This is a genomic window from Pseudomonas sp. NPDC087614 (assembly GCF_044743485.1).
In the GTDB taxonomy this organism is placed as follows: domain Bacteria; phylum Pseudomonadota; class Gammaproteobacteria; order Pseudomonadales; family Pseudomonadaceae; genus Aquipseudomonas; species Aquipseudomonas baetica_A.
Genome location: NZ_JBIUWN010000005.1, coordinates 43,851 through 57,457 on the forward strand (window position 1 = coordinate 43,851; position 13,607 = coordinate 57,457).

A 13,607-nucleotide genomic window follows, 5' to 3' on the forward strand; every position below is an offset into this window, starting at 1 on the left:
GAACCTTGTTATGAGCGAAGCCATTCGTTACGAAAAAGGCCAGGACGGGATCGTCGTGCTGACCATCGACATGCCGGGCCAGAGCGCCAACACCATGAACGCCCTCTATCGCGAGGCTATGGCCGCTTGCGTCGCCCGGCTTGTCACTGAAAAAGACCGCATTGCTGGCGTCATCATCACCTCGGCGAAGAAAACCTTCTTTGCAGGTGGCGACCTCAATGAGCTGATCAAGGTTGGTAAGCCAGAAGCCAAAGCGTTCTACGACATGGTGCTGTCCCTCAAGGGGCAATTGCGCATTCTGGAAACCTTGGGCAAACCGGTGGTTGCGGCGATCAACGGTGCGGCGCTCGGTGGCGGCTGGGAAATCTGCCTGGCTTGTCATCATCGCGTCGCTTTGGATGACGCGTCGGTGCAACTCGGTTTGCCGGAAGTCACCCTCGGCCTGCTGCCGGGTGGCGGCGGGGTCGTGCGCATGGTGCGAATGCTTGGTATCGAGAAGGCGCTGCCTTATCTGCTGGAGGGTAAAAAAGTGCGTCCGCAGCAAGCGTTGCAAGCCGGTTTGATTGATGAGCTGGCGGCGAATCGCGATGAACTGCTGGCCAAGGCACGCGCCTGGATTGTCGCCAATCCGGAGGCGGTACAGCGCTGGGACGTCAAGGGGTACCAGATTCCCGGCGGTACGCCGTCGAACCCGAAAGTGGCGCAGATGCTGGCAATTGCGCCGTCATTACTGCGGACGAAAACCCAAGGCACGCTGCCAGCGCCGGAAAAGATTCTGTGTGCGGCGGTTGAAGGCGCTCAGGTGGATTTCGATACCGCGCATCTGATCGAAACCCGCTATTTCACCGAGCTGACCACGGGGCAGATTTCGAAAAACCTGATCGGCACGTTCTGGTTTCAGCTCAATGAGATCAATGCCGGTGGGTCGCGGCCGCAGGGGCTTGCGCCATATAAAACGCAGAAAGTCGGCGTACTCGGTGCGGGGATGATGGGCGCCGGGATCGCTTTTGTCAGCGCCTCGGCGGGCATTGACGTGGTGCTCAAGGACATCAACCTGACCGCGGCCGAGAAGGGCAAAGCGCATTCGGCGGCGCTGCTGGACAAAAAAGTCGCCCGCGGGCAAATGAGTGCTGAACAGCGCGAAGCGGTGCTGACGCGGATTCATGCCACTGAAACCGATGTCGACCTGGCGGGTTGTGATCTGATCATCGAAGCGGTATTCGAGGATCGCGAACTCAAAGCGCAGGTGTCTTCGGCAGCTCAGAAGGTTGTTGGCGCTGATGCCGTGATCGCTTCCAATACTTCAACCTTGCCGATCACCGGTCTGGCGAGTGCCGTCCCCGATCAGAGCAAATTCATCGGCCTGCACTTCTTCAGCCCTGTGGAGAAAATGCCGCTGGTGGAAATCATCAGAGGCGCGCAGACCAGCGACGAAACCCTCGCCCGTGGTTTTGATTTCGTACTGCAAATCAAGAAAACGCCGATTGTGGTCAACGACAGTCGCGGCTTCTTCACGTCGCGCGTGTTCGGCACCTTCACCAATGAAGGCATCGCCATGCTCGGTGAAGGCGTAAGCGCAGCGATGATCGAGACTGAAGCGCGCAAGGCCGGTATGCCGGTCGGGCCTCTGGCGATATCTGACGAAGTTTCCCTCAGCCTGATGAGCCATATCCGCCAACAAACGGCCAAAGACCTGCAAGCTGAAGGGAAACCGCTGATTGAGCACCCGGCCTTCGCCGTGATTGATTTGCTGCTCAACGAATACAAGCGCCCCGGCAAAGCGGCTGGCGGCGGTTTTTATGATTATCCGGCCGGTGGACAGAAGCATTTGTGGCCGCAACTCAAGACCCGTTTCGAGAAGGCTGATGGGCAGATCTCGCCGAAGGATGTACGTGACCGTCTGTTGTTCGTGCAGGCCATCGAAACCGTGCGCTGTGTGGAGGAGGGTGTGCTGACCTCAACGGCGGACGCCAATATTGGTTCGATCTTTGGCATTGGTTTTGCGGCGTGGACCGGTGGTGCGTTGCAATTCATCAATCAATACGGGGTGAAAGACTTCGTTGCCCGTGCGCAGTATCTGGCGGAGCAATATGGCGAGCGTTTTGCACCACCGGCGTTGTTGTTGGAGAAGGCTGCGAAAGGCGAGCTGTTTTAAGTGATGGGGAGAAGGCTGCGGGGCTTGCCTTGTCTGGGTGTTTCAGGGCAGGCTCTGGGTGTTCATTATTCCCATCATGTGTCAGGTATTTTTTATGTCGCTACGCATCTGCATTCTGGAAACCGACATCCTGCGTCCGGAACTGGTCGATCAATATCAGGGTTACGGGCAGATGTTTCAGCGCCTGTTCTCGCAGCAACCGATCGCCGCCGAGTTCGCCGTCTACAACGTGATGCAGGGCGAATACCCGAGCGACGACCTGACGTTCGATGCGTACCTGGTCACCGGCAGCAAGGCTGATTCCTTCGGTACCGACCCGTGGATTCAAACCCTCAAGCAATACCTGCTGAGCCGCTACGAACGTGGCGACAAACTGCTCGGTGTGTGCTTTGGCCACCAACTGCTGGCACTGCTGCTGGGTGGCAAGAGCGAACGCGCGGCTCAGGGTTGGGGCGTTGGTACCCACAACTACAAACTCGCGGCCAGGGCGCCGTGGATGAACCCGGTGCGTGAGGAACTCACACTGCTGATCAGCCACCAGGATCAGGTGACGGCGCTACCGGAAAACGCCACGGTCATCGCTTCCAGCGACTTCTGCCCGTTTGCGGCGTACCACATCAATGATCAGGTGCTGTGCTTCCAGGGCCATCCGGAATTCATTCACGATTATTCGCGTGCGCTGCTCGAACTGCGTCAGGACGCGTTGGGTACGCAGATTTACAGCAAAGGCGTGGCCAGCCTTGAGCAGGAGCATCATGGCGCTACGGTCGCGGAGTGGATGATGCGCTTTGTGGCGCACAAGCCAGAAGCTAAAGCTGTTTAAAATCTGACGCGGCATCTGTGGTAAGGGAGCATTCCCTTACCACAGCACTACAACCAGCCTGATTTCTTGAAACTTGCCCACAAACTCACACATCCCACCGTAATAAACCCCAGAACACCGAAGTAACCGTAGTGCCAGCTCAACTCGGGCATGTTCTGAAAATTCATCCCGTAGATCCCCGCCACTGCCGTCGGGAACGCCAGAATCGCGGCCCACGCCGCAAATTTACGCTGCACCACGCTTTGTCTTGACGCTTCAAGCAATACACCGACTTCGATGGTCTGGCTGGCGATTTCCGCCAGTGTAGTCAGGTCTTCCATCTGTCTTGTGACGTGGATTTGCACATCGCGGAAGTACGGGCGCATGTTCTTGTCGATAAACGGAAAGCTCAGTCGTTGCAGTTCTTCGCCGATTTCCACCATCGGCGCCGCGTACCGGCGCAGGCGCACTACGTCGCGGCGCAATCCATGAAGCCTTTGAATGTCGTGTTCGTTCAGCGCACTGCACAGCACATTGCGCTCAAGTTCATCAATTTCGGCATGGATCGCCTCGCCTACGGGCTGGTAGTTCTCGATCACAAAGTCGAGTAGCGCATAGAGGACGAAGTCTTCTCCATGCTCCAGCAACAGTGGGCGTGCTTCACACCTTTGACGCACATGGGCGTACGACGCCGAGTGGCCGTTGCGCGCGGTAATGATGTAGCCCTTGCCGGCGAAGATGTGGGTTTCGATGAATTGCAAAATCCCGTGTTCGCGGATTGGCGAGTACGTAACGATAAACAATGCGTCGCCAAAGGTTTCCAGTTTTGGCCGGCTGTGTTTTTCCAGGGCATCTTCGATGGCCAGTTCGTGCAGGTTGAACTGGCGTTGCAGGTTGGACAATTCCTGTGCGTTCGGCTCTTCGAGGCCGATCCAGACAAAGTGGCCGGTTTTGGCGGCCCAGGCGGCGCCTTCATCAAGGGAAATATTGGTGACTTTCTTACCCGCGCTGTACACCGCAGCAGCAACAACTCGACCCATGGTGGTGGTTCACTTCTTCTTGGCAGATGACAGGGATTGCACGGCTTCAGCTTAGCCGTGTCGCTGCTTGAGAGTCAGTGAAATCAGCACAGTTCACCGCATAAAAGAAAACCCGCACGGGGCGGGTTTATTTGGTCAGGCGGCTTGCAGTTGCCGATCCATCGATTCGATGCATTCGCGCATTTGCTCGCGGCACTGGCTGATGAGCATGGGCATGTCGTCCATGGTCAGTCCAGCGGTAGGAATTGCCGGCAACGAGCGTATGAGAACTTTCCCGCTGCGCCAGCGATTCAAACGCATGTGCCTGATGTAGCTGCTGACACACACTGGAACGATCGGTACGCCCGCGGCAATCGCCATCTGGAACGCGCCTTTCTTGAACGGCAACAGTTCTTCACCGAGGTTACGCGTGCCCTCCGGGAACACCCAGATCGACGTGTCTTCGTTCTGCAAGGTATGCGTGGTGGTGAGCATTGACTGGCGCGCTTTGTGCGCATTGCCACGGTCAATCAAAACGTTGCCGGCCAGCCAGAACAATTGCCCGAACAGCGGCACCCACTTCAGGCTCTTCTTGCCGATGCAGACGGTGCGGCGCGGCACGACATTGCCGAACACGAACAAATCATAGTTGGATTGATGATTGGCGATGATCACGCAACTGTCAGGCTTGCTCATCAAGCCGCTGACGTCGGACTTCACTCGCAGACGCAAAATGCACATCGCCGGCAAGGCGTAGAGGCGGGCGCATATACGGCTGTTGTCCGGATTGAATGGGCGGCACAACCCGAGGATCACCCCCAGCACGCCGGCTAAAATAAAGTGCAGGCTCATCAATAACATACGAAACACGAACAGCATTTTAAGGCCCCACCGGCACAAAAGGTGGCGCAGTGTACGGGTGTGCACTGTTTTCGGCAATTGCCGCTATAGAGGCAGGAGATAGGCGATGTTTAAGCGCATGTTTCGGATTTGTTTGTCAGACGCGTCCTAGAGCAGCCGTGGCGCTTTCAACGGAGCTTGCAGGAAAAAGCCCGACACGACGGCCGGGCTTTTCTTCAATGCTGGAACCGGGTGATTAACCCAGATGCTCCTGATCCTGGATGATGGCGTTATCCAGGGTTTCCAGCAGAGCCTTACGCACCTTCAGCTTGGTGTTTTTGTGCGCAGTCATGTTGATCTTCTTCAACTGACGCGCGGCAGCGAGTGCGGCACCTTGCAACTCCTCGGCGCAAACCACCTTGTCGAGGAAACCGGCATCCACAGCGCTTTTCGGATCAAACATCTCACCGTTGATCACCGAACGGTGGAATGCCGAACGACGCAGTCGATCACGCGCCAGTTCGATACCGGCGTGGTGCATGGTCATGCCGATCTGCACTTCGTTCAGACCAATGCTGAATGGGCCATCGACGCCGATGCGGTAGTCGGCGGACAACAGAATGAAGGCACCCTTGGCCACGGCATGACCCGGGCAAGCGACGATCACCGGGAACGGGTGAGAGAGCAGACGGCGAGCCAACGTCGAACCTGCGGTCACCAGCGACACGGCTTCTTTAGGGCCAGCGGTCATCACCTTCAGGTCATAACCACCCGACAGAATGCCCGGCTGACCGGTAATGATCACGATGGCACGATCAGTCACAGCCTGATCCAGCGCCGCATTGAACGCCGCAATCACGTCCGGGGAAATGGCATTGACCTTGCCGTTGCTCAAGGTCAGGGTCGCGATACCGTCTTCGAGGTGGTAGGAAATCAACTCACTCATGACGCTATTCCTTGTAAGAAAGATGGGCAGACGTTACTCACCGACGCAAGCCAGGTAAAGCGCCGTGACTGACCCGCCAGTCACCGTTTCCCGGCTTGCCCAGCGTAGCGCGCCACATGGCTGACGCTTCGCCTTCTATATAGAAAGGCCGCGCCCACCGAAGATTGGCCGGTTTGCCATGGCCTGTCGGAGCGTGGAAACGACTTCTTCTCTTAACCGCATGAAAATTCTGAAAAAAAGTTTGCCATCGGAAAAGCTTTCGACTACATTAGCGCGCCTCGACAGACAGAACATGTTTGAAGAGATACGGTGAAGTGTCCGAGTGGCTTAAGGAGCACGCCTGGAAAGTGTGTATACAGGAAACTGTATCGAGAGTTCGAATCTCTCCTTCACCGCCACATTCAGTAAACACAAACCCCTGATTTTCCTAGAGAAAGTCGGGGGTTTGTGGTTTTTGGCGTCTGGAAAATGGCGATATGGGACTGATATGGGACTGAGCGGGTAAAGCCGGACTACCAAGCTATATTGAGGAGCTTGGTCGTGATCAATGTTCACCGGACATATAAAAGTGGCGTCACGTTACTCATAAATCCGTCCTGTGTTTAATCGGCCCCCACACCAGGCCCCGGTCTGGGGGGCTTTTTGTGACCTGCCGCGTGCCGGAATCCCGTGGACATGTGTGGGGAGTGTCAGTCTGCCGGTTTGTAGAGCCAACCGTTACACAATGCAAGTAACACGCACCGATGCGTCCTCGGCCGCGACGTCAGCGTGCGTGCAAATATTCAGGCGCCGTTGGGCTAAAGTGATGCTTGGGTTGGCAGATAACCCGGCTCAAGCGCTGTTTCTTTATTTATCACCACGGACGGTTGCAACCCATTATCAGGGGGCGTCATGACCGACTTTCCAAAAACATCCGCCTCACCCGGAGGCTGCCAGGGCTGCAAAAACCAAGACGCGCCGGATCTGGATTTCGCCTTTGCGTTTCAGCCCATTGTGGATCTGCGCGATCAAACAACCTTTGCCCATGAAGCCTTGGTTCGCGGCGTGAATGGTGAGGGGGCGTTGTCAGTTCTGGAGCAGGTAGACGATCAAAATCGTTATCGATTCGATCAACTGTGTCGTGTTCGGGCTATTTCCACGGCGGCTCAGTTAGGTATGACCGAGTACCTGTCGATCAACTTTTTGCCGAATGCCGTTTACCGTCCGGAATTGTGCATTCGCAGCACGCTTGAAGCGGCGCGCGCTCACGGGTTCCCGCTGGATCGCTTGATCTTCGAGGCGGTTGAGGGCGAGCACGTTGAAAAGAACAGCCATCTGACGAACATCTTGCGTGAGTACCGTGAGTTTGGTTTCAAGACGGCGATCGACGACTTTGGCGCAGGCTATTCCGGTCTTAACTTATTGGCGGACTTTCAGCCGGACTTGATCAAGCTGGATATGGCGTTGATCCGGGATATCCACCTTGACCGAGTTCGCCAGACCATCGTGCGTAACGTTGTGAACATGTGTAGAGAGTTGGGCGTCGAGGTGATCGCCGAGGGCATAGAAGAGGCGCAGGAAAGAGACTTTCTCGCTGATTGCGGCATTTATCTGATGCAGGGTTTCTGGTTCGCCAAACCTGCTTTCAAGTCACTGGCGCAGATTCCAAAGGGGGCGTGGCTCAAGCGCTGAGCGTCTTCAGCTCGCACTGATCCGCTCGATAACGGGGGCCAGCGCCGAGCGTTTGTGTAGCCACTCAGCCTTGGTAATCCCCAATAGCACGACGTCAACCCGCACTCCATCTTTCACCACGTTCTGTCGCCGCACGCCTTCCACTTCGAACCCGAACTTCTGGTGCATTTTGACCACCGCCGAATTCATCGCCAGCACTTCGCAATTCAGCTTTTCCAGCCCCGCGACGTCAAAGGCGTAATCCAGCATCCAGAACTCAACAACACTGCCCAGTCCTTTACCCTGCAATCTGACATCCAGATAAAACGACCAATCGGCGGTTTTGTGCATTGCATTGATCGCATTCAACGAAACAACCCCGGCCGCTTGTTGATCCTTGATCACTACAAAAACCTGCTGCCGTGGGTTGGCCTGCAAGGAGGCCAGCCAGTTGGCATGTTCCTGTTCGGTGATTTCGTGGGAGGTGTACATGTACTTGCGCACGTCTTGCTGATTGCGCAGGTGGCGGACGTGGGCCTGGAGGTCGGGGCTGGCTTCGGTCAAGGGAAGAAATTGCATGCAGATGTCCTTGTCTGGCGCTGTGATTCTGAACTGGCGCTGTCGATCACGAAAGTTTCATGTTGCCGGGTACGGCGCGGGCCTAGGATGCTGACACAAGATCGTTGCTTTCCATCCCGAGGGGAATCGTGCCATGAGTCTGAACGTCGTCAAAGTGTTGTTGATTGCGGCTGTGTCGGTGTTGAGTGCGTGTTCGGGGGCGGGAGGGTTGACCACGACAAGTTGTTTCTCCAGCGACTGTCAGTCGCCGCAGGGGCGTAATGCCAACACCTTGAAGTTTGGCGGGAGCAATATGGCTAACAGCTTCAACCAATACAGCTCCGGCCTGTTGCATGACGACTGAGGATTACTGCTCAGGTGTTACGGCAATCCATTCACTCAGCACTTTCTGATATTGGCCAGTGACCTTGCTCAGATGCAGCCACTGATCGACGTACAGTTTCCAGCTGATGTCATCGCGCGGCAGCAGGTAGGCTTTTTCCCCGTACTGCATGAATTGGTGCGGGTTGACCGCACACAAGCCGGGTTTGAGCTTCTGCTGATAACGCGCTTCCGAGGCGTCGGTGATCATTACGTCGGCCTTGTTGTCGAGCAGTTGCTCAAAGATCGTCACGTTGTCGTGCAGGGCCAGTTGTGCCTTGGGCAGGAAGGCATGAACGAAGGCTTCGTTGGTGCCGCCGGCAGGCTCGACCAGTCTTACGTTGGGCTGGTTGATCTGTTCGAGGGTCTGGTACTTGGCTTGATCGGCGCAACGCACCAGCGGGATCTTGCCGTCGACGTCAAGGGTGTTGCTGAAATAGGCCTTTTTCTGCCGTTCCAGGGTCACCGAAATCCCGCCCATGCCGATGTCGCACTTACCGGCCTGCATGTCGGGCATCAGGGTTTTCCAAGTGGTCTGCACCCATTGGACTTTGACGCCGAGGCTTTCGGCCAGCGAGCGCGCCATGCTGATGTCGATGCCTTCGAATTCGCCGTCGTCGCGCTTGAAAGTGTAGGGCTTGTAGTCGCCGGTGGTGCAGACGCGCAGTTGGCCTTGTTGCTGGAGGGTGTCCAGATGTGACGATTGTTCTGAAGCCTGAGCGCTGAAGGTCAGGGGCAGGGCCAGCAGGGTACCGAGCAGGATTGTGGTTGTTCTCATGGCTGTCGAGCTTCCAAGGGATCGGAGCGAGAAGTTAACCACGTTCTTGGCGCTGATCCCTATCGGTACGATGCACTTACAAGCCTAATCCCTCCTGCACCACCTGCAACAGGTTGTTTTCCGTCAGTGCAATCGCATCCAGTTGCTGCCCGGTTTCCATCGACTGCAACCACCAATGGCTTTCGTGGTGCTCATCGACGGTGCGCAGCAGGGAAGTGTCTTTGCCTGGCAGGGTAATCTGCACACGACCGCAACCATCCTCGGTAAAGCGTGCGATGGGATCAAACGTGAGGCTGTGGTGGTTGGCCTCGATCATCAGTTGGTCGATGGCGTAATCATGGGTTTGACCGTCGGGCGAACTTTCGCAAACGTGGGTAGGGTTGCGTCGAATCTTCAGGCCGACTTCGGTCACTGGCTGCAACCACGCCTCGATGCGGTGGTACAGGTCATAGACCTGCGCCGGCCAGCAATCGATCTCCAGTTCCGCGCAGGTAATGTCGTCCGCGGGGGTGTGCCGGGTTTGCTTGAGCTTCGCGGCGAGTTCGTCTGCTTTACTCATTTCGGATCCCTGTGTTTGATGTCTGCTTATTAATCGTAGACCTTTCAACGGAGTACAGCGTTGCCTTGCGTCATGCGCTTGCAACACAAGCGTGTCGAAATCATGGCGGACCCAGTCGGGGCAGGATCGAAAACCACGGACGCAAGCGTCCCAAGGAGCGGGTGTATGAAAAAGCTGTTTACAATTTTGGCGGTGATTGCGCTGACGGCCGGTAGTATCGGCCTGAGTTCGGCGCGCCAATCCCAGGCCAGCAAGGTGCAGGCGGAATCAGTGGCGGGGGTGTTTGATTACTACCTGCTGTCGTTGTCCTGGTCGCCGACGTTTTGCCTTACACACAAGGACGACGTGCAGTGTTCCGGCAAAGGTTACGGTTTCGTGCTGCATGGTCTGTGGCCGCAATACGCCAAGGGCGGCTGGCCAGAATTCTGCCCGCCGATGGCTACGCTGTCGGCAGAGCAGAGCAGCAAGGGCATGACGCTGTTCCCGACCCGCAAATTGCTTGATCACGAATGGTCGAAACATGGCACGTGCAGTGGTCTCGGCGCGATGGGCTATCTGGATGCGGCGGATAAAGCGGTGGGCGCGGTGAAAATCCCGCAAGAGCTGCAACCGTTCAGTACGTCCTATTACTTTGAGGCGCAGGAGATTTCCGACTTGTTCCGCAAGGCTAACCCGGGGATTGCGGCGGATGGCATCGCGGTGATTTGCAGCGGCCCGGAATTGTCGGAGGTACGCGTGTGCATGGGTAAAGACCTGCAGCCTGGCGCCTGTGGCAAGGGTGTGAAAACTCAGTGCCGGGCAGGGGATATTCGGGTTCCGCCGTCGCGGTGATGTGATCGGCAATTGTTCAAGGAACGGCGCCTGAATGGGCGCCTTTTTTGCTTGAAGGTAATGGCTTCTTAGGGGGCAGCCCTTCGCTGCACCTGCTCTCGATGTGTTCGACTTCGTCGAACGGCCGCTGCGCTCCGACCCCCGGATCAATCCCGGAACGAAGCCTGCCGACGGGCCTTTGAGGTCAAGCGCTGTACGCGAGCTAACGCTCGTTGTGTGTACGCAAATTAAAACTGTAGGCGCCAGCCTGTTGGCGATGGTGGCCTGCCAGCCGACCAGTCTCTGGCGGGTGCCCCCATTCCCTGTAGAGGCTGCCGAAGGGTGCGATCTTTTGATCTGCGTTGGCCTTTGACTTGGAGCCCACCGTAGCGAGGGAACACTGAGTCTTGGCGAGATGAAGTACGTCCGGAAAAAGTGACCCGCTGTAAGAGCGGAACCGCCAGCCGCAACACCCAAAAAACGGATATTCACAAAGGCTACAAGAGCATGGTCGGCCCAACGGCCGCCTCGCTCAATCAAGCAAGAAAAACGCCGACAGATGTCGGCGCTTTAGTGAGTGCTGAACGTATTACCAGTTGTAGGTCACGTCGGCGGTCATGGTACGGCCTTCGCCGTAGTAGCAGTCGAGGGTGCTGTTGCACGCGGCAACGTACTTCTCGTCGGTGAGGTTCTGCAGGTTGGCTTGCAGCTTCACGCCTTTGATGTGCAGCGGCGATTTTTCCAGGTCATAGGAGACCATGGCGTCATACACGGTGTAGGACGGGATCTGGAACGAGTTCGACTCGTAGTCCGAACCGTAGCTGCTGCGCACGTAGCGTGCACCCAGACCCATACCGAAACCGGCCAGGGCAGTGGAGTTGTCGAAGTCGTAGTTGACCCAAGCGGACGCGGTCAGTGGTGGACGCATCGCCAGGGTGCGACCTTCACGACCGTCGTTGTCTTTCTCCCACTTGGTCTGGTTACGTGACACCGCAGCCATTACGCGCAGGTTGCGGGTGACATTGACCTTGCCTTCCAACTCGACACCACGCGAGCGCACGGTCCCGCTCTGAGTGCTGAAACCCGGATTGTTGAGGTCCGAGGTGAGCATGTTGTCCTGGTCGATCTGGTAGGCCGAAACCTGGATGAAGCCATCGATGGACGTCGGCTCGTACTTGATACCGACTTCGTACTGCTTGCCGGTGGTGGGTTCGTATGCGCCGCCGCTCATGTCGGTACCGGTTTGCGGCAGGAACGATTCGGCGTAGCTCACGTATGGCGTGATGCCGTTCTCAAACTCATAACCAAGGCCGGCACGACCGGTGAACTTCTCGTCCTTCTGGTTGGTGTGGCCGCGAGTCAGTGGTTGCTTGTTATCCGTTTCAGCGAAGTCATAACGACCGCCGAGTGTCAGGAACCACTGGTTCCAGCGCAGTTGATCCTGAGCGTACAGGCCGGTCTGCGTGATGGTGTTGTCCCATTTGTAAGGCTGGCGGAAATTGATCTGGCTGCCATATACCGGGTTGTACAGGTCGATACCCGGCGCGGTGCGGTCATAGAGGCCAAGGAACTGCGAGTTGAAGTGGTAGTAGTCCACGCCCAACAGCACGGTGTGGTCGATATCGGCAGTCTTGAACTTGGCCTGGGCGATGTTATCGATGCCGTAAACCTTGTTGTGCTGCGACCAGTCCACCGCGTAACGGTTCTGGTAGCTATTGTCGTTAAGGCCGGTGACCGGGTTGGTCGGGAACGAATAACCGTGCAGCGGCGCCACGTACTGGTCGTTGACGTCGGCGTAACGAGCGTTCTGTTTCAGGGTCCAGACGTCGTTGAGTTCGTGGGCGATTTCGTAACCGAGGACGAACTGCTCGCGGTGGTACTTGTTCACGTCCGGCTCGCCAATGAACCGGCTGCGGCTGATACGCCCGTTCGAGGTGCTCTTGACCGTGCCGAACGCAGGTAAACCCTGGGCTTCCGGTACGTCGTGGTCTTTCTGGTACTGGCCGAAGACAGTGATGGTGGTGCGGTCGTTCGGTAGCCAGGTCAGGCTTGGCGCCAGCAACATGCGGTTCTGGCTGGCATAGTCGATGGCCGAGTTGCTGTCGTTGAACACGCCGGTCAGGCGATAGAGGAACTCGCCCTGATCGTCAATCGGGCCGCCGAAGTCGAAGGCACCGTATTTACGGTCATAGCTGCCGCCACCGATCTTCACTTCGTGCAGCGCAGTGGCGGTCGGACGCTTGCTGACCATGTTGACGATACCGCCAGGCTGGTTCTGGCCGTAAAGCACCGACGCAGGGCCCTTGAGCACTTCGACGCGCTCCAGGGTGTACGGGTCGATCTGCAGCGAACCGCCGGTGCTGCCGCCGCCATAAGGCATGTGCAGGCCATCGAGGTACAGCGGGGTAGGGGAAAAGCCACGGGAGGTTGGCTCGTCGAAAATCTTCACCCGGTCTGCAAAACCGCCGCCGGTCATGCCTGGTGTGTAGAGCAGGGCTTCGGTCACCGACTTCGAACCGCGCATCTTGATTTCGTCTTGAGTCACGACGTTGATGGTCTGCGGAATTTCCTTGATCGCCGTATCGGTTTTCGAACCCGAGGCGCTGCGCTTGGCGACGATCCCGGCAACCGGACCCCAGGCTGATTCCGCGGAGGCGGAAATGTTGGTCGGTGCCAGATCCAGGCTGGCGCCGTTGGCGTTGCGGGCGCGCAATGCGACGTTGTTGCCCTGCACGCTGTAGGCGATGTCGGTGCCATTGAGCAACTGGGCGATCGCGGCCGTTGGTTCCAGGTTGCCGTTGACGGCGGTGCTGCGCAGGCCACTCACTTCATCCGGGCTGTACAGCACCTGGAGGTTGGTCTGGCGGCCGAATTCCTGCAAAGCGCTCCCCAGCGACTGAGCAGGAATATTGATCGCCACGGCGGCGGCCTGGGCCTGGCCTGCCAATGGCAGGGTCAGAGCCATGGCGCACAGCGCTGGCAACGTGGAACCTAAGGAGCGGCGGATCAGCAGAGCCTTGGCGAGCGGGTGGAGTCCGTGCGGTGCGGGCATTGTTCTTCTACTCTTCAAAGTGTTGACTGAGAACTATTTCTATTAACTGTAAGTAAG

Annotated in this window: 12 protein-coding genes and 1 tRNA gene; 6 read left to right on the forward strand and 7 right to left on the reverse strand. The window is 57.2% G+C overall.

Features of this window, described 5'->3' with window-relative positions; all coding sequences use genetic code 11:
• Window positions 1-10 precede the first annotated feature (10 nt).
• Both ACIOWA_RS03115 and ACIOWA_RS03120 read left to right on the forward strand, forming a co-directional pair.
• Window positions 11-2,155 carry a 3-hydroxyacyl-CoA dehydrogenase NAD-binding domain-containing protein gene (locus tag ACIOWA_RS03115; protein ID WP_401158123.1) on the forward strand — a complete coding sequence of 715 codons (2,145 nt, stop codon included), beginning with the start codon at window positions 11-13 and terminating at the stop codon, window positions 2,153-2,155.
• A 94-nt stretch (window positions 2,156-2,249) separates the two neighbouring features.
• Window positions 2,250-2,978 (forward strand): amidotransferase, encoded by a 729-nt coding sequence (locus ACIOWA_RS03120; protein WP_339433877.1) that lies wholly within the window; start codon window positions 2,250-2,252, stop codon window positions 2,976-2,978.
• Window positions 2,979-3,025: 47 nt separating this feature from the next.
• Here ACIOWA_RS03120 and ACIOWA_RS03125 read toward each other — a convergent pair whose 3' ends face one another.
• The 3 genes from ACIOWA_RS03125 to ACIOWA_RS03135 all read right to left on the reverse strand — a co-directional run bounded on the left by ACIOWA_RS03125 (window position 3,026) and on the right by ACIOWA_RS03135 (window position 5,762).
• Entirely contained in the window at window positions 3,026-3,997 is a 972-nt protein-coding gene (locus ACIOWA_RS03125) for a magnesium and cobalt transport protein CorA (RefSeq protein WP_401158125.1), read from the reverse strand.
• A gap of 135 nt (window positions 3,998-4,132) precedes the next feature.
• Window positions 4,133-4,855: a 1-acylglycerol-3-phosphate O-acyltransferase gene (locus ACIOWA_RS03130; RefSeq protein ID WP_401158127.1), complete on the reverse strand. Its 723-nt coding sequence runs from the start codon at window positions 4,853-4,855 to the stop codon at window positions 4,133-4,135.
• A 217-nt stretch (window positions 4,856-5,072) separates the two neighbouring features.
• Window positions 5,073-5,762, reverse strand: a complete 690-nt coding sequence (locus ACIOWA_RS03135; protein WP_221733898.1) for a crotonase/enoyl-CoA hydratase family protein — start codon at window positions 5,760-5,762, stop codon at window positions 5,073-5,075.
• 308 nt (window positions 5,763-6,070) lie between these two features.
• Between ACIOWA_RS03135 and ACIOWA_RS03140 the strand changes: the two genes are divergently transcribed.
• Both ACIOWA_RS03140 and ACIOWA_RS03145 read left to right on the forward strand, forming a co-directional pair.
• Window positions 6,071-6,160 (forward strand) — tRNA-Ser (locus ACIOWA_RS03140).
• A 493-nt stretch (window positions 6,161-6,653) separates the two neighbouring features.
• Window positions 6,654-7,433: an EAL domain-containing protein gene (locus tag ACIOWA_RS03145; protein WP_401158129.1), complete on the forward strand. Its 780-nt coding sequence runs from the start codon at window positions 6,654-6,656 to the stop codon at window positions 7,431-7,433.
• A 6-nt stretch (window positions 7,434-7,439) separates the two neighbouring features.
• Here the strand turns inward: ACIOWA_RS03145 and pseH are convergent, their stop codons facing one another.
• On the reverse strand, window positions 7,440-7,991 hold the full coding sequence (pseH, locus tag ACIOWA_RS03150) for a UDP-4-amino-4,6-dideoxy-N-acetyl-beta-L-altrosamine N-acetyltransferase (protein WP_401158131.1): 552 nt from the start codon (window positions 7,989-7,991) through the stop codon (window positions 7,440-7,442).
• A gap of 133 nt (window positions 7,992-8,124) precedes the next feature.
• On the opposite strand from pseH, the gene ACIOWA_RS03155 reads away from it, so the two are divergent.
• Window positions 8,125-8,334, forward strand: coding sequence for a hypothetical protein (locus ACIOWA_RS03155; protein ID WP_221733855.1), 210 nt, complete (start codon window positions 8,125-8,127; stop codon window positions 8,332-8,334).
• A gap of 3 nt (window positions 8,335-8,337) precedes the next feature.
• On the opposite strand, the gene ACIOWA_RS03160 is transcribed toward ACIOWA_RS03155, so the two are convergent.
• A complete protein-coding gene (locus ACIOWA_RS03160) occupies window positions 8,338-9,129 on the reverse strand; it encodes a transporter substrate-binding domain-containing protein (protein WP_339433464.1) in 792 nt (263 codons plus the stop codon).
• A gap of 76 nt (window positions 9,130-9,205) precedes the next feature.
• A complete protein-coding gene (locus ACIOWA_RS03165) occupies window positions 9,206-9,688 on the reverse strand; it encodes a hypothetical protein (protein WP_339538354.1) in 483 nt (160 codons plus the stop codon).
• A 165-nt stretch (window positions 9,689-9,853) separates the two neighbouring features.
• On the opposite strand from ACIOWA_RS03165, the gene ACIOWA_RS03170 reads away from it, so the two are divergent.
• The gene (locus ACIOWA_RS03170) at window positions 9,854-10,519 is read left to right on the forward strand and encodes a ribonuclease T2 (RefSeq protein WP_339433462.1); all 666 of its coding nucleotides are present in this window, start codon (window positions 9,854-9,856) and stop codon (window positions 10,517-10,519) included.
• Between the two features lie 568 nt (window positions 10,520-11,087).
• Here ACIOWA_RS03170 and ACIOWA_RS03175 read toward each other — a convergent pair.
• A complete protein-coding gene (locus ACIOWA_RS03175) occupies window positions 11,088-13,550 on the reverse strand; it encodes a TonB-dependent siderophore receptor (RefSeq protein WP_401158134.1) in 2,463 nt (820 codons plus the stop codon).
• Window positions 13,551-13,607: the final 57 nt, after the last annotated feature.